The 20,036-nt window shown below is 75.6% G+C and carries 18 protein-coding genes; 10 read left to right on the top strand and 8 right to left on the bottom strand.

The window, feature by feature from the left end; all coding sequences use genetic code 11:
* Position 1: 1 nt before the first annotated feature.
* From ACYX4T_RS11085 to ACYX4T_RS11070, 4 genes are all read left to right on the top strand, one after another.
* Positions 2 to 139, top strand: a complete 138-nt coding sequence (locus ACYX4T_RS11085) for a hypothetical protein (protein ID WP_476014572.1) — start codon at positions 2 to 4, stop codon at positions 137 to 139.
* Between the two features lie 27 nt (positions 140 to 166).
* Positions 167 to 550: an AhpC/TSA family protein gene (locus ACYX4T_RS11080; protein ID WP_476014571.1), complete on the top strand. Its 384-nt coding sequence runs from the start codon at positions 167 to 169 to the stop codon at positions 548 to 550.
* Positions 551 to 696: 146 nt separating this feature from the next.
* On the top strand, positions 697 to 2,481 hold the full coding sequence (locus ACYX4T_RS11075; protein WP_476014570.1) for a 3-hydroxyacyl-CoA dehydrogenase family protein: 1,785 nt from the start codon (positions 697 to 699) through the stop codon (positions 2,479 to 2,481).
* A gap of 2 nt (positions 2,482 to 2,483) precedes the next feature.
* Positions 2,484 to 2,756, top strand: coding sequence for a hypothetical protein (locus ACYX4T_RS11070; RefSeq protein WP_476014569.1), 273 nt, complete (start codon positions 2,484 to 2,486; stop codon positions 2,754 to 2,756).
* A 10-nt stretch (positions 2,757 to 2,766) separates the two neighbouring features.
* Here ACYX4T_RS11070 and ACYX4T_RS11065 read toward each other — a convergent pair whose 3' ends face one another.
* The 3 genes from ACYX4T_RS11065 to mce form a co-directional block, all read right to left on the bottom strand.
* Positions 2,767 to 3,921 carry a DivIVA domain-containing protein gene (locus tag ACYX4T_RS11065; RefSeq protein WP_476014568.1) on the bottom strand — a complete coding sequence of 385 codons (1,155 nt, stop codon included), beginning with the start codon at positions 3,919 to 3,921 and terminating at the stop codon, positions 2,767 to 2,769.
* 135 nt (positions 3,922 to 4,056) lie between these two features.
* Positions 4,057 to 5,388 carry a crotonyl-CoA carboxylase/reductase gene (gene ccrA, locus ACYX4T_RS11060; RefSeq protein ID WP_476014567.1) on the bottom strand — a complete coding sequence of 444 codons (1,332 nt, stop codon included), beginning with the start codon at positions 5,386 to 5,388 and terminating at the stop codon, positions 4,057 to 4,059.
* A gap of 84 nt (positions 5,389 to 5,472) precedes the next feature.
* Positions 5,473 to 5,940 (bottom strand): methylmalonyl-CoA epimerase, encoded by a 468-nt coding sequence (gene mce, locus ACYX4T_RS11055; protein WP_476014566.1) that lies wholly within the window; start codon positions 5,938 to 5,940, stop codon positions 5,473 to 5,475.
* A gap of 126 nt (positions 5,941 to 6,066) precedes the next feature.
* Between mce and meaB the strand changes: the two genes are divergently transcribed.
* On the top strand, positions 6,067 to 7,032 hold the full coding sequence (gene meaB / locus ACYX4T_RS11050) for a methylmalonyl Co-A mutase-associated GTPase MeaB (protein WP_476014565.1): 966 nt from the start codon (positions 6,067 to 6,069) through the stop codon (positions 7,030 to 7,032).
* 72 nt (positions 7,033 to 7,104) lie between these two features.
* Here meaB and ACYX4T_RS11045 read toward each other — a convergent pair whose 3' ends face one another.
* Both ACYX4T_RS11045 and ACYX4T_RS11040 read right to left on the bottom strand, forming a co-directional pair.
* Positions 7,105 to 8,007, bottom strand: a complete 903-nt coding sequence (locus ACYX4T_RS11045) for a M56 family metallopeptidase (RefSeq protein WP_476014564.1) — start codon at positions 8,005 to 8,007, stop codon at positions 7,105 to 7,107.
* A gap of 31 nt (positions 8,008 to 8,038) precedes the next feature.
* Entirely contained in the window at positions 8,039 to 8,461 is a 423-nt protein-coding gene (locus ACYX4T_RS11040; RefSeq protein WP_476014563.1) for a BlaI/MecI/CopY family transcriptional regulator, read from the bottom strand.
* A gap of 88 nt (positions 8,462 to 8,549) precedes the next feature.
* Here ACYX4T_RS11040 and ACYX4T_RS11035 point away from each other — a divergent pair, with 88 nt between their 5' ends.
* From ACYX4T_RS11035 to cydC, 3 genes are read left to right on the top strand one after another with little or no spacing between them, the layout of a single operon-like run.
* Positions 8,550 to 9,977 (top strand): cytochrome ubiquinol oxidase subunit I, encoded by a 1,428-nt coding sequence (locus tag ACYX4T_RS11035; protein WP_476014562.1) that lies wholly within the window; start codon positions 8,550 to 8,552, stop codon positions 9,975 to 9,977.
* Positions 9,978 to 9,988: 11 nt separating this feature from the next.
* Positions 9,989 to 10,951, top strand: a complete 963-nt coding sequence (cydB, locus tag ACYX4T_RS11030) for a cytochrome d ubiquinol oxidase subunit II (RefSeq protein WP_476014561.1) — start codon at positions 9,989 to 9,991, stop codon at positions 10,949 to 10,951.
* Complete coding sequence (gene cydC, locus ACYX4T_RS11025) at positions 10,948 to 14,250, top strand: thiol reductant ABC exporter subunit CydC (RefSeq protein ID WP_476014560.1); 3,303 nt, start codon at positions 10,948 to 10,950, stop codon at positions 14,248 to 14,250. The genes cydB and cydC overlap by 4 nt, the downstream gene beginning before the upstream one ends.
* On the opposite strand, the gene ACYX4T_RS11020 is transcribed toward cydC, so the two are convergent.
* On the bottom strand, positions 14,226 to 14,729 hold the full coding sequence (locus ACYX4T_RS11020; protein WP_476014559.1) for a MarR family winged helix-turn-helix transcriptional regulator: 504 nt from the start codon (positions 14,727 to 14,729) through the stop codon (positions 14,226 to 14,228). The genes cydC and ACYX4T_RS11020 overlap by 25 nt on opposite strands.
* A 43-nt stretch (positions 14,730 to 14,772) precedes the next feature.
* On the opposite strand from ACYX4T_RS11020, the gene ACYX4T_RS11015 reads away from it, so the two are divergent.
* Together ACYX4T_RS11015 and ACYX4T_RS11010 are read left to right on the top strand one after the other, a co-directional pair.
* Complete coding sequence (locus ACYX4T_RS11015) at positions 14,773 to 15,090, top strand: thiamine-binding protein (RefSeq protein WP_476014558.1); 318 nt, start codon at positions 14,773 to 14,775, stop codon at positions 15,088 to 15,090.
* Between the two features lie 89 nt (positions 15,091 to 15,179).
* Positions 15,180 to 16,136 (top strand): tetratricopeptide repeat protein, encoded by a 957-nt coding sequence (locus ACYX4T_RS11010; protein ID WP_476015240.1) that lies wholly within the window; start codon positions 15,180 to 15,182, stop codon positions 16,134 to 16,136.
* 87 nt (positions 16,137 to 16,223) lie between these two features.
* On the opposite strand, the gene ACYX4T_RS11005 is transcribed toward ACYX4T_RS11010, so the two are convergent.
* Together ACYX4T_RS11005 and glgB are read right to left on the bottom strand one after the other, a co-directional pair.
* On the bottom strand, positions 16,224 to 17,606 hold the full coding sequence (locus ACYX4T_RS11005; RefSeq protein ID WP_476014557.1) for a neutral zinc metallopeptidase: 1,383 nt from the start codon (positions 17,604 to 17,606) through the stop codon (positions 16,224 to 16,226).
* Between the two features lie 68 nt (positions 17,607 to 17,674).
* Complete coding sequence (gene glgB, locus ACYX4T_RS11000) at positions 17,675 to 19,942, bottom strand: 1,4-alpha-glucan branching protein GlgB (RefSeq protein WP_476014556.1); 2,268 nt, start codon at positions 19,940 to 19,942, stop codon at positions 17,675 to 17,677.
* Positions 19,943 to 20,036: the final 94 nt, after the last annotated feature.

Here is a 20,036-nt window from a genome sequence, read left to right as displayed (position 1 = left end):
CGTGCCCCGTCGCGACGACCGTCCGGTCGACCTCCATGGCATCGTCCTGCCCGACGCCCGCACCGGCGACCCGGTGGCGCTGGGCGGGCTGGGGCGGGACGCGCCGGTGGTGCTGACCGCCATCCGCCACCGGTATTGACTGCCCTGTCAGGAGCACCTGGTCCGGGTGCAGGACGCGCTGGCGGGGTCGCCGGTCGAGGCCGTCGCGGTCGGCTTCAGCCCGCCCGAGGCCCTCGCGCCGCTGGCCGGGCACCTCGGGTGGCGCGGCCGCTTCCTCGCCGACACCGAGCGCCGCCTCTACCGCGGTCTCGGCCTCGGGCGGGCGCCGTGGTGGCGCGTCTACTCGCCCGGCACGCTCGCGATCTACCTGCGTGCCGCCCGGCGGGGCCGGCGGGGCGCCGCGAGCGGAGCGCCCGTGGAGGACACCCGCCAGCTCGGGGGCGACGCGGTGGTGCGCGACGGGGTCGCCGTCGCCCGCTGGAACCCCCGCAGCCCCGACGACCGTGTCCCGGCCGACGAGCTGGCGGCGGTGGCGCTCGCCCGGCGCTGAGCGCGGCCTACCGGAACGGTCCAGTTACCGGCGGGTACGAACCCCTCCGTCGGACCCGGGTGAGACGCCGCCCTCCATGGCAGGATCGCGGCCCGGGGCAGGTGGGAGCCTGCTCGGCACATGGTCGTCGGCAGGAAGGGCACGACGTGGCGCGCGAATTCGCCCGGGTCGGAGTGGTCGGTCTCGGCACGATGGGGGCCGGGATCGTCGAGGTGTTCGCCCGGGGCGGCATCGAGGTCGTCGCGGTGGAGGTCGACGAGGCGTCGGCCGCCCACGGCCGCGAGACCCTCGAGGCCTCGACCCAGCGCGCCGTCGACCGCGCCAAGATGGCCGCCGACGACCGCGAGGCGCTGCTCGGACGCGTGCGGGTCACCACGAACCTCGACGACCTCGCCGACGTGGACCTCGTCGTCGAGGCCGTGCCCGAGCGCCTCGAGCTCAAGGCGGAGGTGTTCGCGGCGCTGAGCAAGGTGTGCGGCCCGGAGACGATCTTCGCGTCGAACACCTCCTCGCTGTCGATCACCGAGCTGTCGGTGCGCACCGAGCGCCCGCACCAGGTCGTCGGCATGCACTTCTTCAACCCCGCGCCGGTGCAGAAGCTCGTCGAGGTCGTGCGCACCGTCGTCACCGACCCCGAGGTGCTCGCCGACGTCACCGACCTGGCCGTGACGCTGGGCAAGAGCCCGGTGGTGTGCGGCGACCGCGCCGGCTTCATCGCCAACAACCTGCTCTTCACCTACCTCAACCAGGCCGTCGGGATGTTCGAGTCCCACTACGCCGGCCGCGAGGACCTCGACGCCGCCATGCGCTACGGCTGCGGCTACCCCATGGGCCCGCTGGCCCTGGTGGACCTCATCGGGCTCGACACGGCCTACGAGATCCTCGACACGATGTACCGGCAGTCGCGCAACCAGCGGCACGCGCCGGCGCCGATCCTCAAGCAGATGATCACCGCCGGGCTGCTGGGCCGGAAGTCCGGGCGCGGCTTCTACACCTACGCCGCCCCCGGCTCGCCCGAGGTCGTCGCCGACACCCTCACCCCGCCGCCCCCGGGGGAGGAGGGCGACGGGCAGCGCCCGGTGCAGACCGTCGGCGTCGTCGGCACGGGCACGATGGCCACGGGCATCGCCGAGGTCTTCGCGAAGTCCGGCCACGACGTCGTCGTCCGCGCGCGCACCGAGGCCAAGGGCGAGGGCGTGGTCGCCGGCATCCGCAAGTCGCTCGAGAAGGCCGTCGTCAAGGGCAAGCTGTCCGAGGAGGCGCGCGACCAGACCCTGGCGCGCGTGCGCCCGACCACGAGCTTCGACGACCTCGCGGGCTGCGACCTCGTCGTCGAGGCCGTCGCCGAGGACCTCGAGGTCAAGCAGGCCGTGTTCGGCGCGCTCGACGACGTCGTCAAGCCCGGCGCGATCCTCGCGACGACCACCTCGTCGCTGCCGGTCGTGGAGTGCGCGGCGGCCACCCAGCGCCCCGACGACGTCGTCGGCATGCACTTCTTCAACCCGGCGTCGGTGATGAAGCTCGTCGAGATCGTCAGCCCGATCACCACGGCGCCGGACGTCACCGCGACGGTGCGGGCGGTCACCGCGAGGATCGGCAAGCACCCGGTGCTCTGCGGGGACCGGGCGGGCTTCATCGTCAACGCGCTGCTCTTCCCGTATCTCAACGACGCCGTCGCCATGCTCGAGGCGAACTACGCGGGCGCCGACGACATCGACTCGGCCATGAAGAACGGCTGCGGACTGCCCATGGGGCCGTTCGCGCTGCTCGACGTCGTGGGCCTCGACGTGTCGCTGGCCATCGAGCGCTCGCTCTACCAGGAGTTCCGCGTCCCGGGCTTCGCGCCCGCGCCCCTGCTCGAGCACCTGGTCACCGCGGGACGTCTCGGCCGCAAGACCGGCCAGGGCTTCCGGGACTACCAGAAGAAGTAGGCGTGCCCCGCCGCTCCCGGCGTCCCTCGCCCTCCTCCCGCCCCGCACCGGCGCCCCCGCCGCTGCGGGGCGGCTGGGTGCGCGACGAGGACGGCTGGACCGTGCGCTCGATCAGCGGGACGGCGGCGACGAAGACCTACGTCTGCCCGGGCTGCCACCAGGACATCCCGCCGGGCACGCCGCATGTGGTGGCGTGGCCCTCCGATGAGCCGGAGGGTACGGTCGAGCGCCGCCACTGGCACACGGGGTGCTGGCGCCGGGCCCGCCGCTCCTGAGGGGCCGCTCCTAGCGCGTGGGAGCGGCCCGGCGCTGCTCGGGTGCGCTGGCGCCGCCCAGGTCGGTGCCGTTCGTGGCGCCGCCGCCGTGACCGCTCCCGGTGTCGTTCCCCGTCGCCGGCGGCTCGGGCAGGACGGGGCGCCCGTCGGCGCCGCTGCCCTCCTCGGGGAAGGCGTCCATCGTGGGCAGCGCGCCCAGCGCCGCGCGCAGCGTGGCGAGCTGCTGGCCCACACGGTCGCGCAGGCGCCGCATCTCGGCGACCTCGGCGTCGGCCTCGCGCAGGCGACGGCGGGCCTCCTCGGCCGCGTCCTGGACGTGCTTCTCGGCGCGCTCCTTCGAGACGTGCTCGTCGGCCTCGAGCTGGCGCATCGCCTCGCGCCGGCGCGCCGCCATCGCGACCGCGAAGTCGTGCTCGACCTGCTCGCGGGTCGCGCGGCCCTCGGCGTCGAGCCGCTCGCGCTCCCGCTCGGACTCCTGGCGCAGGCGAGCGGCCTCGCCGCGCGCCTCCTCCATCACGCGGCGGTGCTCGTCCTCCATGTGGCGGCGCCGCTCGTCGTTGTCGGCGATCCCGCCGTCGTAGCGCGTGCGGGCCTCGGCGGCCTCGCTCTCGGCCTGCTCGTGGACCTCGCGGGCCTGGCGGTGGGCCTCGTCGAGCGTGGCGCGGGCCTGCTCCTCGGCGTCCTCGACCGTGCGGCGGGCGCGCTCCTCGGCGTCGGCGACCGTGGCGCGGGCGTGCTCGTCGGCCTGCTCGACGGTGCGGCGGGCGTGGTCGTCGGCGCTGTGGCGCGTGCGGCGGGCGTACTCGTCGGCGTCCTCGCGGACCCGGCGCGCGGCGTCCGCGGCCTCCTCGCGCATCGCGCGCGTCTCGTCCTGCGCCAGGCGCAGCATCCGCTGGAGGCGCTCGGAGAGCCCCTCCATGGTGTCCGGCGGCGCGGAGAGGCGGTCGACCTGCGCGCGGAGGTCCTCGACGTGCGCCCGGTGGTGGTCGAGCGCCCGCGCGAGCTCGGTCGCCTGGTGCACGGCGGCGTCCCGGTCGGCGGTGAGGATGCGCAGGTCCGCCTCGACGCGGTCGAGGTGCTCCTCGACCTGACCGCGGTCGTAACCGCGGCGCACGACGTCGAAGCCGGTCCCCAGCGGCAACAGTTCGTGCTCGTCAGAGGGCATGCGGCTCACGGTACCGGCGGGACCGGGGGCCAACCACGGACGGGTGAGCACTCGCCTGTCGTGCCAAGGCGTTCGGCAGCCAGCGCTCCTCCGTCGCGCTGACTACCGAACCCCGGCACGCTCCGGTGGTCACCATCACACCCCGCGGAAGCGGTTGATGCCGTCGAGGTGCTGCTCGCGCTTGGCCGTGTCGGTGACGCCGAGGCCCTCCTCGGGCGCGAGGCACAGCACGCCGACCTTGCCCTGGTGGCTGTTGTGGTGCACGTCGTTGGCGGCCTCGCCGGTCTCGTGCAGCGGGTAGACGCGCGAGACCGTCGGGTGGATCTGGCCCTTCGCCACGAGGCGGTTGGCCAGGTAGGCCTCCTTGTAGTTGGCGAAGTGCGACCCGATGATCCGCTTGAGGTTCATCCACAGGTAGCGGTTGTCGTACTGGTGCATGAAGCCCGAGGTCGACGCGCAGGTGACGATCGTGCCGCCGCGCTTGGCGACGTAGACGCTGGCGCCGAAGGTCTCACGGCCCGGGTGCTCGAAGACGATGTCCGGGTCGTCGCCGCCGGTCAGCTCGCGGATGCGCTGGCCGAACCGCTTCCACTCGCGCGGGTCCTGCGTCTCGGGGTCGGACCAGAACTTGTAGCCCTCCTCCGAACGGTCGATGATCAGCTCGGCGCCCATCTTCCGGCAGATCTCGGCCTTCTCGGGGCTGGAGACCACGCACACCGGCGTCGCTCCGCCGTTGAGGGCGAACTGGGTGGCGTAGGAGCCGAGGCCGCCCGAGGCGCCCCAGATGAGCACGACGTCGCCCTGGGTCATGTTCGCGCCGTGCGGGGAGACGAGCTGCCGGTAGGCCGTGGAGTTGACCAGGCCCGGGGAGGCGGCCTCCTCCCACGAGAGGTGGTCCGGCTTCGGCATGAGCTGGTTGGTCTTGACCAGCGCCAGCTCGGCCAGGCCGCCGAAGTTGGTCTCGAAGCCCCAGATGCGCTGCTCGGGGTCCATCATCGTGTCGTCGTGGCCCTGGGGGGCCTCGAGCTCGACCGACAGGCAGTGCGCGACGACCTTGTCGCCGGGCTTCCACATCTGGACGCCCTCGCCGGTCTTGAGCACGACGCCGGCGAGGTCCGAGCCGACCACGTGGTAGGGCAGGTCGTGCCGCTTCGCCAGCGGTGAGACCTTCCCGTAGCGCTTGAGGAAGCTGAACGTCGAGACCGGCTCGAAGATCGAGGTCCAGACGGTGTTGTAGTTGATGGCGCTGGCCATGACGGCCACCAGCGCCTCGCCCGGGGCCACCTCCGGGGTGGGGACGTCGTCGAGGTGCAGCGACTTGCGCGGGTCCTTCTCCCGCGAGGCCATCCCCTCGAACATGTCGGCCTCGTCGGCGTGCACGGTGATCCCCTTGTACGACTCGGGGACCGAGAGCCCGGCCAGGGCGGCGGTGTCGTCGGCGAGGATGGCGTCGCGGATGTCCTGCACTTCTTGCCTCCGGGTCTGGTGCGGTGGCGCGAGGCTACCGACCGGTAACGGCCACGGGGACCGGGGTGTGACGGTGTCGACCGACTAGGGGGATGCGGGCTCGGTGGCGGGCTCGACGAGCTCGACGAGCACCCCGCCGGCGTCCTTGGGGTGCACGAAGTTCACGCGCGACCCCGCGGTGCCCCGCCGCGGGGCGTCGTAGAGCAGCCGCAGGCCCCGGGCGCGCAGGGCCTCGGCGCTGGCCTCGACGTCGGTGACCCGGTAGGCCACCTGCTGCAGGCCGGGACCGTTGCGGTCGATGAACTTCGCGATCGTCGACGACTCCGACAGCGGCGCCAGCAGCTGGACCGCGGGGCCGGCGTCGTCACCGGGCGCGTGCAGCATCGCCTCGCGCACGCCCTGCTCGTCGTTGGTCTCCTGGTGGGTGGCGACCAGGCCGAGGTTCTCGGCGTACCACGCGATCGCCTCGTCGAGATCCGGCACCGCGATCCCCACGTGGTCGATGGTGGTGATGCCGCTGCCGGCCAGCCGGCCTGCCCCGTCGGATGCCATGGCGGGCAGGGTAACGGTCTGAATCGAAGTGTTCCCCCAGTGACGCAGCGCACGCTTGGGATACCGTGCAGTCGCGGGGACCGTCTCGGCCGGCCACGGTCGCACCGGTCGGTAACCTCGCGCGCCGTGGACCTGGACCGGCTCGTCGCCGACGCGCGGGAGGGCGTGCCGCGCGCGGTGGCCCGCCTGATCTCCCTGGTGGAGGACGGCAGTCCGCGCCTGCGCGAGCTCGCCGCCGCCCTGGCCCCGTACACCGGGCGGGCGCGGGTCGTCGGGCTCACCGGCTCGCCCGGGGTGGGGAAGTCGACGACGACGTCCGCGCTGGTCACGGCCCTGCGGGCCGACGGCCGGCGCGTCGGTGTCCTCGCCGTCGACCCCAGCTCGCCGTTCTCCGGCGGCGCGCTGCTCGGCGACCGGGTGCGCATGGGCGAGCACGCCACCGACCCCGGCGTGTTCATCCGGTCGATGGCCACGCGCGGGCACCTCGGCGGGCTCGCGGCCGCGACGCCCCAGGCGCTGCGGGTGCTCGACGCCGCCGGGTGCGACGTGGTCCTGGTCGAGACGGTGGGGGTGGGCCAGTCGGAGGTCGAGGTCGTGGCCCTGGCCGACACGACGGTCGTGCTCCTCGCCCCCGGGATGGGTGACGGCGTCCAGGCGGCCAAGGCGGGGATCCTCGAGGTCGCCGACGTGTTCGCGGTCAACAAGGCCGACCGCGACGGCGCCGACGCCACGGTGCGCGAGCTGGCGCACATGGTGTCGCTGAACCGCCGCGAGGTGTCGGGGCCGTCGTGGCGCCCGCCGTTCGTGCGCACGGTGGCCGCGACGGGGCAGGGGATCGACGAGCTCGTCGCCGCCCTCGACGACCACCGCGCCTGGATGGCCGACCACGACCGCCTCGCCGAGGGGCCCCGGCGCCGGGCGCGCGCGGAGATCGAGGCGATCGCGCTGGCCGACCTGCGGGCGCGCATTCGCGAGCTGTCGGGCGACCACGGACCCGGGGCGGCGCTGGGCGAGCTGGCGGAGCGGGTCGTCGCCGGCGAGCTCGACCCCTACGCCGCCGCCGACGAGGTCGTGGCGTCGGTGCGCGGCTGAGGTCCGTGGCAGTCGCAGCGAACGCGCTGGTCGCTGCTTCTACGCGCACGAACGGCGCGTTCGCTGCTTCCGTCAGCGCAGGACGCCGGCGGCGGGCAGGGCCACCGACAGCCAGGGGATGACGATGCCGACGGTCGGCACGACGACGACCGCGGCGGCGGCGAGGTAGGTCCCGGCCGCGAGGGCACGGCCGCCGCAGCGCCGGGCCCGGACGCGCTCGAGGCGCGCACCGACCTCGGTGTCGCCGGTGGCGAGGAACGCCTCGAGCGCGCCGGCCATCGCGGTGTCCGAGCAGCGGGTGCGGCCGGCGTCGTCGGCGAGCATCTCCAGCAGCAGGCCGACGGCGTCGCGGGCCTGCCGGCTGCGCACGAGCACCGGGAACGCCTGGTGGAGGGCGACGAAGCCCTCGCGCACCAGGTCGTGGCGGGCGTCGAGGTGGGCCTGCTCGTGGGCGAGGACGGCGCGCAGCTCGTCGTCGTCGAGCGTGTCGAGGGCGGCCTCGGTGACCACCACCCGCGGCGCCCGCCCGGGCACGCAGTAGGCGAAGGGCACCGCGCCGTCGAGCACCCGCAGCACGGTCTTCGCGCCCGCCCCGCCGACGAGGGCGCTGCGCTCGGCGCGGTCGAGCAGGTCGACCATGTCCCGGTGGCGCGCCCGTCGTCGCCGGGTCCGCACCGCGAGCAGCACCAGCACGCCGAGCAGGCGCAGCACGATGAGCCCGGCGAGGACCGCGGCGACGGCGACGGCGACCACCATCGCCGTGCCGCGCCGCTGCTCGGGCCCGAGGGCGCGCAGGAGCTCCTCGGGGGCGGCGAGGGCGCTGCCGACGGCGGCGAGCACCGCCGCGAGCGCGATGGCCTGCCACAGGACGATGGCGGCCCGGGGCACGCGCTGGGGCCACCGGGCGCGCGCGAGCGCGGACGGGACGGGGCCGGCCAGCACGAGGGCCAGCACGGCCAGCCACACCGAGGCCATGGTCGACCAGTCTGGGCCGGTGGGGTCTAGATCACGACTCGGGGCCGCGTTCTTCCCCGTCGGTGCGCGGCGCCGGCACCTCGGGGAGGCCCGCCGGGGCGGGCGCGGCCTGCAGCGCGGCGCGCAGCGCGGCCGCCTCCTCGGGGCCCACGCGGTCGACGAACGCCACCAGCGCGGCGGTCCGGTCCTCGCCGACGTCGCCGAGCGCATCGAGCATGAGCGACGCCGCGAGCTGCTCGCGGGTCGAGGCCGCCGCGTAGCGGTAGGCCTTCCCGTCGCGCTCCTGGCGGACCACGCCCTTCTTGGCGAGGCGTCCGAGGACCGTCATCACGGTGGTGTACGCGAGCTCGCGATCGAGCCGGTCGTGCACCTCGCGGACGGTCAGTGGGCCGGGAGCGGCCCACAGCTGCGCCATCACCGCGCGCTCCAGCTCACCCAAGGCCACGTCACACATCCTAGACGGCGATCCCCTTGCCAACGCAACCCGTCGTACTACGCTGGGTCGTAGATACGACGTAGCGTCGTAGGTAGGAGGGTCGACGATGACCGCCCTGGAGCTGTCCCGACTGCAGTTCGCCGTCGTGACGGTGTACCACTACCTGTTCGTCCCGCTCTCGATCTCGCTCGCGACGCTGACGGCGCTGCTGCAGACGCAGGCGTACCGCCGGCCCGCCGACCCGCGGTGGCAGCGCCTCACGCTCGTCGCCGGCAAGCTGCTGATGATCACGTTCGCGGTCGGGATCGTCACCGGGCTGGTCCAGGAGTTCCAGTTCGGACTGTCCTGGTCGGCCTTCGCCCGCTTCTACGGCGACGTGTTCGGCCCGACGCTCGCGATCGAGGGGATGCTCGCCTTCTTCCTCGAGGCGACGTTCCTGGGGCTGTGGTGGTTCGGCGCCGACCGGCTGCCGCGCCGGGTGCACCTCGCGACCATCTGGATCGTCGCCGTCGGCACCCTGATCTCCGCCTACGTCATCCTCGCCGCCAACGCGTTCATGCAGAACCCGGTGGCCTACACGCTCGACCCGGAGACGGGGCGGGCGCGGCTGGGCAGCTTCTCCGACCTGCTGACCAACCAGGTCGTCCTCGCCGCCTTCCCGCACACCATCGCCGGGGCCTTCGCCGGCGGCGGTGCGCTGCTGCTCGCGATCGGCGCCTGGCGGGCCCGCCGTGGCGACCCGGACGGCCGGTGGCGCCTGTTCACCCGCGTCGGGGCGTGGACGACGCTCGCCGGCGGGACGCTGGTCGCGCTCACCGGTGACCTGCTCGGCAAGGTGATGACCCAGGTCCAGCCCATGAAGATGGCGGCGGCCGAGGCCCTCTACGCCACGCAGGCCGGCGCGCCGTTCTCCCTGTTCGCCGTGGGCGCGCCCGGTGAGAAGGAGCCGTTCTTCTCGCTCGACGTGCCGTGGCTGCTCTCGTTCCTCGCCACCGGCGACCCGACGGCCACCGTGGCGGGCATCGACGACCTGCAGAAGCAGTACGTCGCGCAGTTCGGCCCCGGCGACTACGTCCCGGTCGTGCCGATGGCGTACTGGAGCTTCCGGTTCATGATCGGCTTCGGCGTGCTGGCGACGATGGTCGCGGCGTGGGTGCTGTGGCGGACGCGCCGCGGGGGCGAGCTGACGCCGGGCCCGAGCTGGTCCGGGCTCGCCGACCGGTGGCTGCTGCGCCTGCTGTGGACCGTGCCCGTGCTGCCGGCCCTCGCGGCGACCGCCGGCTGGCTGTTCACCGAGACCGCCCGCCAGCCCTGGCTCGTGTTCGGGCTGTTCCGGACCGCCGACGGCGTGTCCCCGGGCCTGACGGCCCCCGAGATCGCGGCCTCGTTGGCCGGGTTCGCCCTGGTCTACGGCGTGCTCGCCGTCGTCTGGGTCCGGCTGGTGCTGCGCGTGGCCCGCACGGCCGGTGACGACCCCGCCCCCGTGACCGAGGCCGACGACACCGACGACCGCCCGCTCGTCCCCTCCTACTGACGGAGCTCGTCATGGACCTCCCGACCCTCTGGTTCGCCCTGGCGGTCACCTGCTGGGTGCTGTTCTTCGTGCTCGAGGGCTTCGACTTCGGCGTCGGCGTCCTCGCCCCGGTGCTCGGCCGCGACGACCACGAGCGCGGCGCCGGCGTCACGACGATCGGGCCCGTGTGGGACGGCAACGAGGTGTGGCTCGTCGCCGCGGTCGGGGTGACGTTCGCGGCGTTCCCCGACTGGTACGCGGCGCTGATGAGCGGGCTCTACCTGCCGTTCGTGCTGGTCCTGCTCACGCTGGCCGCACGGGGGGTGGCGCTGGAGTTCCGCGGCAAGGGCGGCACGGTGCGGTGGCGCGCGGCCTGCGACGCGGTGCTCGCGGTGTCGTCGCTGCTGACCGCGGCGCTGTGGGGCGCGCTGCTCGGCGTGCTCGCGACCGGCCTCGCGCTGGGGGCCGACGGCGAGGTGGTCGGGTCCGGGCTCTCGCGCTCGCTCGCCCCCGTGGTCTCCGCCCCGGCGCTGCTCGGGGCGGCGCTCGGGATCGGGGTGGCGCTGCTGCAGGGCGCGACGTTCCTGGGCCTGCGCACCACGGGCCCGCTGCGCGCCCGGGCGCGCACGGCGGCGCTGGCCGCCCTGGTGCCGGTGGCGGTGCTCGTCGCGGTCGTGGCGCCGCTCGGGCTGGTGGCGGTGGCGGTCGTCGCGGCGCTCGTCGTGCTCCGGCGCGAGGTGCTGGCGTTCGTCGCGGCGTCGCTCGCGGTGGCGGTGGGCGTCGTCGCGGTGCTCGCCGCCCACCTGCCGGCCGTGCTGCCGAGCACCCTCGACCCCGCGTTCTCGCTGACCGTCGACGGCGCGGCGGCGAGCCCCGGCGCCCTGCAGCTGATCACCGTCGCCGCGGTGGTCGTGCTGCCCGGGGTGATCGCCTACCAGGCGTTCTCGTACTGGGTGTTCCGGCGGCGGGTGGCGAGCGAGCGGGTGGCGACATGACCCGCGCTCGCGGTCCCGTCGACCCCCGGCTGCTGGCCCTGGCGCGCGGGACGCTCGGCGGGGTCGCGGGGCTCGTGGCCGTCGGCGTGGCCCGGGCGGCGGGCACGGCGGCCGCGGCGCTGGCCGCGGCGAGCGTGGTGACGGCGCTGGTCACGGGGCCGGGCGTGGTCCCGCGGGGTGCGGTCGCGGTGCTCGCGGCGGTGGTCGTCGCCCGCGCGGGCCTGGCGTGGCTCGAGCCGTGGCTCGCGGCCCGGACCGGCGAGGCGGTGGTCGAGCGGGAGCGCGAGCGGCTGCTGGAGCACCTCGGCCACGACGACGACCCGGCGATCGTCCCGCTCGCCGGCCACGGGGTGGACGCCCTGCGCGGCTGGTTCACCGGGACGCTGCCGGCGCTCGTGCTGGCGGTCGTGCTGCCGCCCGCGGTGCTCGTCGTCCTCGCGCTCGCCGACCCGACCTCGGCGCTGGTCGTGGCCGCGACGCTGCCCCTGGTGCCGGTGTTCGCGGTGCTGCTCGGGTGGGCGGCGCGCGCCCGCGCCCGCCGCGAGTGGGCGGCAGGGGAGCGGCTGGCGGGGCACTTCCTCGACACCGTCACCGGGCTCGCGACCCTGCGGCTGTTCGGGCGGTCCCGCCGCGCCGTCGACGCCGTCGCCGAGCTCGGCGAGCGGCACCGCGTGGCCTCGACGCGCGTGCTGCGCGTGGCGTTCCTGTCCTCGACGGCGCTGGAGCTCCTGGGGACCCTGTCGGTCGGGCTCGTGGCGGTCGGCGCCGGGGTGCGGCTGGTCGAGGGGACGATGGCGCTCTACCCGGCGCTCGTGGCGATCCTGCTCGCCGGCGAGGCCCACCGCCCGCTGCGCGAGGCCGGCGCCCGGTTCCACGAGGACGCGCGGGCCACGGCGGTGCTGGACGAACGGGACGCCGTCCTGTCGGGTGCCGTCTCCGGTCGCGTCGTCCGGACGGTGGACGCGGGCCGGGCGCGGGTGCGCGTCCGCGGCCTGGAGGTGCGCCATCCCGGACGGCGGGCGGCGACGCCGTCGCTGCCGGCGCTCGACGCCGACGGAGGCGCGCTGGTCGTCGTCGCCGGGCCCTCGGGAGCAGGCAAGACGACGCTGCTGCGCGCGCTCGCGGGGACCCTGGACGACGCCGCGGCGTCCGCGGGCACGGTCGAGGTGCGGGGGCACGTGGTCGTGCTCGGCCAGCACCCGCAGCTGCCGCACGCGGCGACGGTCCGCGAGGCGCTGGGGCACGGCTCGCCCGAGCTGCTGGCGCGGCTGGGACTGGATCTCGACCTCGACGCCCCGCTCGCCGAGGGCGGCCGCTCGCTGTCCTCGGGGCAACAGCGGCGCCTGGCCCTGGCGCGCGTGCTGGGCGAGGCGTCGGCGGACCCCGAAGCCACCGTGGTGCTGCTCGACGAGCCCACCGCCCACCTCGACGCCGACGCCGAGCGGGCGATCGTCACCGAGCTGCGGGCGCTGGCCGGGCGCGGGGCGCTCGTGCTCGCCGTCGCCCACCGCCCGGCCCTGCGCGAGGCCGCCGACCGGGTCGTGGAGCTGGGCGCGCCGGGTCTCGGGGCAGCGAACGCGCTGTTCGCGGCTTCTAGGCGCACGAACTCCCCGTTGGCGACGACCACCCTGCCTGCCAACGGGGACTCTGCGCGCCTAGAGGCCGCGAACAGCGCGTTCGCTGCGACACGGACGGGCCGGGGGCTCCCGCTCGCGATCGTGCTCGGGGCGGGCGCGGCGGTGGCGGGCGTGGCGCTGACGGCGTCGGCGGCGTGGCTGATCGCGCGCGCCGCCGCCCAGCCGCCGATCCTCACCCTGTCGATCGCGGTGGTGGCCGTGCGCGGGTTCGCGATCGCGCGTCCGGTGCTGCGCCACCTCGAGCGGGTCACCGCGCACGCCGACGGGCTGGCGCGCATGGTCCGGTGGCGCCGGCGGGTGGTCGCGGCGCTGGCCGAGCGCGTGCCCGGGGCCGTGGCCGGGCGTCGGGGCCACCTCCTCGCCCGCGTCACCGACGACGTCGACGTCCGCCTCGACGGCCTCGTGCGCGGGGTGCTGCCGCTGGCTGTGGCGGCGCTCGCGCTGCCGCTGCTCCTCGCCGCCGCGACGCTCGCCGGCGGCCCCGTGGCCGCCGCCCTGCTCCCCGGGCTGGCCGTCGCGGCCCTCGGCGCGCCGCTGGTCGCGGCCGTCGCGGCCCGGCGCGGCGCGCCGGCGCTCGAGCGCGGCGTCGACGACCTGCGCGCCGCGGTCGTCGAGACCCACGCCGCCCGCGACGAGCTCGCCGCCCGCGGCCCCGAGGCGCTCCGGGCCCGCCCCCGCGCCGCCGCCGCCGCGCTCGCCCGGGCCCGGGGGCGCGAGGCCCGCGGCGGCGCGCTCGCGGGCGCGCTCGCCCAGCTCGGGCTCGGCGCGGCCTCCGTCGCCGCCGCGCTGGCGGCGCCGGCGAGCACGTCGCCCGAGCTCGCCGCGGTCGCCGTGCTCGCGCCGCTCGCGCTCGGCGAGACGGTGCTCGCCCTCCCCGCCGCCGCGGCTGCCGTGGTCCGGGGCCGGCGCGCCCGTGCCCGCCTCGCCGCGCTCGAGGCCCCGGCGCCGCCGGCGCAGGATCTCGAGCACCCCCGGGAGCCGGCGGGAGCAGACCTCCGCCTGCGCCGCGTCACCGCCGGCTGGGGCGCCCGGCCCGCGCTGCGCGACCTCGACCTCGACCTGCCCGCCGGGCACCGCCTCGGCGTCACCGGGGCGTCGGGGTCGGGCAAGTCGACGCTCGCCGCGGTGCTGCTGCGCCTGCTCGACCCGCGCTCCGGCACCGTCACCCTCGGCGGTGTCGACGCGGCCGCCGTCCCCGGCGACCTCTGGCGGCGCCGCGTCGCGCTCGTCGGCGAGCACGACCACGTCTTCGCCACGACCCTGCGCGAGAACCTGCGCTTCGCCGCGCCCGGGGCCACCGACGCCGACCTGGTCGCGGTCCTGCACCGGGTCCGGCTCGGCTCCTGGCTCGCCGGGCTGCCCGACGGCCTCGACACCTGGCTCGACGCCGGGTCGGTCTCCGGCGGCGAGCGCCGGCGCCTGGCCGCGGCCCGGGCGCTGCTCGTCGACCCTGCGGTGCTCGTGCTCGACGAGCCGACCGAGGGCCTCGACCCCGCCACCGCCCGCGAGCTCGTCGCCGACCTCCTCGACGCGGGCTCCGGACGCACCGTCGTCCTGCTCGCCCACCGCGGCGAGGGGCTCGACCTCGTCGACGAGGTCCGCCACCTCTCCGGCGGCGCGCTGGCGCCGTCCGGGGTTCAGGCGAAGTCGCCCGCCGCGTGACGCACGCGGGCGAGCAGGCCCGTCAGCGCCTCGACCTCGCCGTCGTCGAGCCCCACCAGACCGAAGTCGATCGCCGTCACCGAGGCCGTCGCCGCCGCGCACAGCTCCCGGCCGTCGTCGGTGATCTCCACCAGCGTGGTGCGGCCGTCGGTCGGGTGCGGACGGCGGGCCACCAGGCCCGAGGACTGGAGGCGGTCGACGATGTTGGTGATCGACGTCGGGTGCAGCTGCAGGCGCTCGCCCATGATCCGCATCGGCAGCGACCCGGCCCGCGAGAACCGCAGCAGCACCAGCGCCTCGTAGCGCGCGAACGTCAGCCCGTGCGGGCGCAGCGCGCCGTCGACCGCGTGCTGGAGGATCTGCTGGACCCGCATCACGCTCGTCACCGCGGCCATCGCCCGCGGCTCGCCGATCCGCTCGCCCCACAGCGACGCCGCCCGGGCGATCGGGTCGAAGGGCAGCGGCGTGGACGCGGTCATGACGTGGGCGAACCTAGCAGCGCGACCGTGGCAGGGTGGTGTCGTGATCGTCGCGTTCAGCGTGTCCCCGTCCGGTGTCGGTGTCGACGGTGCCGCCGGCGAGGACGGCTCGGTGTCGGAGGCCGTCGCCGCGGCGGTCCGGGTGGTCCGCGAGTCGGGGCTGCCGCACGAGACCTCGTCGATGTTCACCTCGGTCGAGGGCGAGTGGGACGAGGTGATGGACGTCGTGCGCCGCGCCACCGAGGCCGCCGGCCGCTACGGCTCGCGCGTGTCGCTCGTTCTCAAGGCCGACATCCGCCCGGGCCACACCGGGCAGATGCAGGCGAAGGTCGCGCGGGTCGAGGAGCGGCTGCAGGGTTGAGCAGCGCCCCTGCCGGCAGTGGCAGACTTGGCGCCGTGGCACGTCCCGATTCACGCCAGGCGGCGCAGGCCGCTGCTCTCTCCTCCGCGATGGCCGGGGCCGTCGACCTCTCCGGCCTGAAGGCCCGCGCCGACGCCCGGCCCTCGTCGTCCGCCTCGTCACCCGGCGGCCCCCAGCGCCCCGCCGGTCCGCCGGCCGAGGGCGCCGCGCCGGCCGGCGGCGCGCCCGTCACCGTGATCGACGTCGACGAGGCGTCGTTCCAGGCCGAGGTCATCGAGCGCTCGATGACCGTGCCGGTCGTCGTCGACCTGTGGGCCGAGTGGTGCGGGCCGTGCAAGCAGCTCTCGCCGGTGCTCGAGAAGCTGGCCGCCGAGGGCCGCGGCGCGTGGGTGCTCGCGAAGATCGACGTCGACGCGAACCCGCGCATCTCGCAGGCGTTCCAGGTCCAGTCGATCCCGATGGTCGTCGTGGTCGCGGGCGGGCAGCCGGTCACGTCGTTCCAGGGCGCCCAGCCCGAGCCGCAGCTGCGGCAGTGGATCGCCCAGCTGCTCGACGCGCTGCGCGAGCAGATGCCCGGCATCGCCGAGGCCGAGGCGCGCGACGGCGGCGGCGACGTCGAGCCGGCCGAGGAGCCCGAGGACCCGCGCTTCGTCGCCGCCGAGGACGCCCTGGAGGCCGGCGACTACGCGGCCGCCACCCAGGCCTACGAGCAGATCCTCGCGAGCGAGCCGAGCAACGCCGAGGCCCAGGCGGCGCTCGCGCAGGTGAAGTTCCTGCAGCGCGCCGAGTCGGCCGACCCGTCGGCGATCGCCCGCGCCGACGCCGCGCCCGACGACGTCGACGCGCAGATCGCCGCCGCCGACGCCCAGATCGCGGCGCAGGACGTCACCGGGGCGTTCGACCGCCTCGTGCAGACGGTGGCGCGCACGGCCGGCGACGACCGCGACCGCGCCCGCACCCACCTCGTCGAGCTGTTCGAGCTCTTCGGCACCGACGACGAGCGCGTCACCACGGCCCGCCGGGCCCTGGCCCGCGCGCTCTACTAGGTCGCGCCGCGCCGGGCCGGGCGGGGCGAGTGATCGAAGTACCGATGCGGACACTCAACGTCAGCAACGGCACTTCGCTGACACCACTCAGACGCCGCGCAGGCACGCGTCCGAGCCGCCGGTGACCCCGGCGCGGAAGACGCGGATGCGCTCGTAGCCCGTGGTGGCGGAGGCGACGCCGTCGGTGCCGCGGGAGGGGAAGTCCTCGCGCAGCAGGAGCGTCACGGACTCGTCGAGGTCGCCGGGGGAGAGGGCGAAGGCGCTGTTCGTGGTGCCCACCGCCGCGCTGTAGGCCCCGGCGAGGCACAGCGCGGCGCGCCCGCCCTCGGCGCCCGTGGTGGGCCGCCCCAGGGCCGCGAGGGTGGCGGCGCCGTAGCGGGAGGCGAGCAGGGTGCCGGTGGCGTAGTCGCCGATGCGGGCGTGGTCGCCGGGCAGGTCCCCGGTGGTGTCGATGTGCACCGACGACGGCGCGCCCGCGTCCGGCGCGCACCATGACACGGGGCCCTGCACCGGCTCGTCGACATCCGGGCACTGCGCCTGGCCGCGCTCGGTGGTCGGGGTGGTCCACGGCGCGCCGCGGCGGCGGACCTCCTCGCCGAACCAGCGGTCGAGGTCGGGGACCATGGCCTCGATCAGCGGCGCGAGCCCGAGGTTGCCGCCGGAGCTCTCGTCGGCCGCGGACCGGAACGCCTCCTGGGTGAACACGCGGTCCGTGCCCATCGCCGCGCAGGTCGCCGGCTCGCCGTCGAAACCGTCCTGGAACGACGAGACGCGGTCGAACGCGTTGCCGTGGGCCTGGGCGTTGCGCGGCGAGGTGCCCACCGGGTCGCGGAACCCGATGAGCGCATCCATGGCTCCGTCGATGCCCGCCGCGCCGGTGCGCAGGTCGGGCAGCGCGCCGTCGCGCACGCGGCGCAGGAACACGCCCGCGTAGCAGTCGGCCTGCGCCTCGAGCACGATCGTCGGCGCGCCCGCGAGCGCGCCGGTGCGGTCGAGGCGGCCCTGCACGGCGTGCCCGAACTCGTGGGAGAGCACGACGACCACGGCCGCGTCGCCGAAGTCGCGCCGCAGCTGGGGCAGCAGCTGGGTGCGGTCCCACGCGATGACGTCGGCGCTCGGGCAGTAGAACGCGGTGCCCTCGATCTCGCGGGGGTTCCGCAGGCAGGGCACGTTCGCGGCCGGGGCGGACGGGTCGACCGAGTAGTAGCCGGCGAGCGGGCGGAACGGCTGGCCGCCCGCGAGGGCCGGGAACGCCTCGCCCCAGAAGCCCTCGAGGTCGCGCAGCGTCGCCGCCGCGAGCCGGTCCTCCTCGCCGCCGTCGGTGCCGCCGATGAACGACGGGTCGGTGCCCGCGGTGACCTCCGGCCCCGCGATCGCCCGCCCGTCGACCGGGAACGCGCACGCCGAGGTCACGAGGACCGCCAGCACCGCACACGTCACGACCAGCGCCCGCCCCAGGCCTCCCCGCACGCGCGACATCATGCCCCGTCCGTGTCCGGCGCGGGTACCGATCCGCGTGGCCGGCGGCAGGGAGATCGTCACCCGGGTGCGAGCCAGAGCACGCCCATGGCGGGCAGGGTGACCTCGGCCGACGCCGGGCGCCCGTGCCAGCTGCGCGACGCGGCGATGACCGCCCCGTAGTTGCCGACCCCGCGCCCGCCGTAGATCTCGGCGTCGGTGTTGACGACCTCGCGCCACCGCCCGGTCGTCGGCAGCCCCACGCGGTAGTTCGGGTGGTCGACGCCCGAGAAGTTCACGAGGCACGCCACGGCGTTGCCGTCGCGGTCCTGGCGCAGGAACGACAGCACGTTGCCGGTCGCGTCGTTGGCGTCGATCCACGAGAAGCCGGCCGGGTCGTTGTCCAGCTCGTAGAGCGGGCGCAGCGACCGGTAGGCGGCGTTGAGGTCGCCGACGAGCCGGCGCAGCCCGCCGTGGCGGGGGTCGTCGAGCAGCTCCCAGTCCAGCGAGCGCTCCTCGGACCACTCGCGGACCTGCCCGAACTCGCCGCCCATGAAGATCAGCTGCTTGCCGGGGTGCGCCCACATGTAGCCGAACAGCGCCCGCACGCCCGCGGCCTTGCGGTCCTCGTCGCCCGGCTGGCGCGTCCACAGCGAGCCCTTGCCGTGCACCACCTCGTCGTGCGAGAGCGGCAGCACGTAGTTCTCGCTGTACGCGTAGGTCATCGAGAACGTCATCTGGTTGTGGTGGAACCCGCGGTGCACGGGGTCGCGCCCGACGTAGTCGAGCGTGTCGTGCATCCAGCCCATGTTCCACTTGAACCCGAAGCCGAGGCCCCCGAGGTGGGTGGGCCGCGTGACGCCGGGCCAGGCCGTCGACTCCTCGGCGATCGTCACCGCGCTCGGGTGGTTCTTGTAGACGGTGGCGTTGACCTCCTGGAGGAACGACACCGCCTCGAGGTTCTCCCGGCCGCCGTAGCGGTTGGGCGTCCACTCGGTGCGCGAGTAGTCGAGGTAGAGCATCGAGGCCACGGCGTCGACGCGCAGTCCGTCGATGTGGAACTCGTCGAGCCAGTAGAGGGCGTTGGCGACGAGGAAGTTGCGGACCTGGGAGCGCCCGAAGTCGAACACGAGCGTGCCCCAGTCGAGCTGCTCGCCGCGGCGCGGGTCCCCGTGCTCGTAGCAGGGTGTGCCGTCGAAGCGCGCGAGCGCCCAGCTGTCCTTGGGGAAGTGCGCCGGCACCCAGTCGACGATGACGCCGATGCCGGCCTGGTGCAGGCGGTCGACGAAGTACCGGAAGTCGTCGGGGGTGCCGAAGCGCGAGGTCGGCGCGTAGTACGAGCTGACCTGGTAGCCCCACGAGCCGCCGAACGGGTGCTCGGCGACCGGCAGCAGCTCGACGTGGGTAAAGCCGGTGTCGGTGAGGTAGTCGACGAGCTCGTCGGCGAGCTCGCGGTAACCGAGCACGTCCCCCTCCCCGTCGCTCCGCTCGCCCCGCCGCCGCCATGAGCCCAGGTGCAGCTCGTAGACGCTCATCGGCTCGGCGTGCGGCGACGACGCGTCGCGCCGCGTCATCCACTCCTGGTCGCTCCAGGTGTGGCTCGAGGTGGTGACGACCGAGGCCGGCGTGGGCGGCAGGTCCGCGGCGAACGCCATCGGGTCGGCCTTGTCCAGCCAGTGCCCGTCCGGCGAGAGGATGTGGAAGCGGTAGCGGGCGCCGGGCGCGACGCCGGGCAGGAAGATCTCCCAGATGCCCGAGCCGAGCGAGCGCATCGGCGTCGCGACGCCCTCCCAGCTGCCGTGCTCGCGGTCCCAGTCGCCGACGACCCGCACGCCGCGCGCGTGCGGCGCCCAGACGGTGAACGAGGTGCCCTCGACCGCGCCGGAGGGGGTCGGCCAGCTGCGGTGGTGGGCGCCCAGGGCGTCCCACAGGCGCTCGTGGCGGCCCTCGCCGATGAGGTGCAGGTCGACGGGCCCGAGCACCGGCGAGAAGCGGTACGGGTCATCCGCGACCACCTCGACGCTCTCCCCGGTCGTCGCGTCGGTGTAGCGCGCGGCGAGCCGGTAGCGCGGCAGCGGGCCGGGGACGCCGGCGGCGAAGACGCCGGCCGCGTGCACCTCGACGAGCGGGTAGCGCCCGGCGGTCGGCCCGTCCTCGACGACGACGTCGACCTCGTCCGCGCCGGGGCGCAGCGCCCGGACCACGACGGTGCCCGGCGACTCGGGGTCGCGATGCGGGCCCAGCACGCTGTGCGGGTCGCGGTGCGAGCCCTCCATGAGGAGGTGGACGTCCAGGTCCGAGGGTGCCGGTGAGGCCTGCCCACGGACTCGGCTACCGGGGACGGACATGTGCACCACTCCTGCTGCTCCTGCTGGCGAGACGGACCTGTCGGACGCCGACCGCGTCGAGGCCGGTCGACCGTACTCGGGTCGGCCCGGGCTC

The sequence above is a fragment of the Actinomycetospora sp. ABD4_176 genome, assembly GCF_056311855.1.
This window is presented reverse-complemented; position numbering and strand designations above follow the sequence as displayed.

Coding starts and splice junctions, on each gene's coding strand:
- ACYX4T_RS11065 (WP_476014568.1), bottom strand. CDS start 3,921: ATGCCCTCTGACGAGCACGAACTGTTGCCGCTGGGGACCGGCTTCGAC.
- mce (WP_476014566.1), bottom strand. CDS start 5,940: ATGGCATCCGACGGGGCAGGCCGGCTGGCCGGCAGCGGCATCACCACC.
- ACYX4T_RS11045 (WP_476014564.1), bottom strand. CDS start 8,007: ATGGCCTCGGTGTGGCTGGCCGTGCTGGCCCTCGTGCTGGCCGGCCCC.
- ACYX4T_RS11040 (WP_476014563.1), bottom strand. CDS start 8,461: ATGTGTGACGTGGCCTTGGGTGAGCTGGAGCGCGCGGTGATGGCGCAG.
- ACYX4T_RS11035 (WP_476014562.1), top strand. CDS start 8,550: ATGACCGCCCTGGAGCTGTCCCGACTGCAGTTCGCCGTCGTGACGGTG.
- cydB (WP_476014561.1), top strand. CDS start 9,989: ATGGACCTCCCGACCCTCTGGTTCGCCCTGGCGGTCACCTGCTGGGTG.
- cydC (WP_476014560.1), top strand. CDS start 10,948: ATGACCCGCGCTCGCGGTCCCGTCGACCCCCGGCTGCTGGCCCTGGCG.
- ACYX4T_RS11020 (WP_476014559.1), bottom strand. CDS start 14,729: ATGACCGCGTCCACGCCGCTGCCCTTCGACCCGATCGCCCGGGCGGCG.
- ACYX4T_RS11010 (WP_476015240.1), top strand. CDS start 15,180: ATGGCCGGGGCCGTCGACCTCTCCGGCCTGAAGGCCCGCGCCGACGCC.
- glgB (WP_476014556.1), bottom strand. CDS start 19,942: ATGTCCGTCCCCGGTAGCCGAGTCCGTGGGCAGGCCTCACCGGCACCC.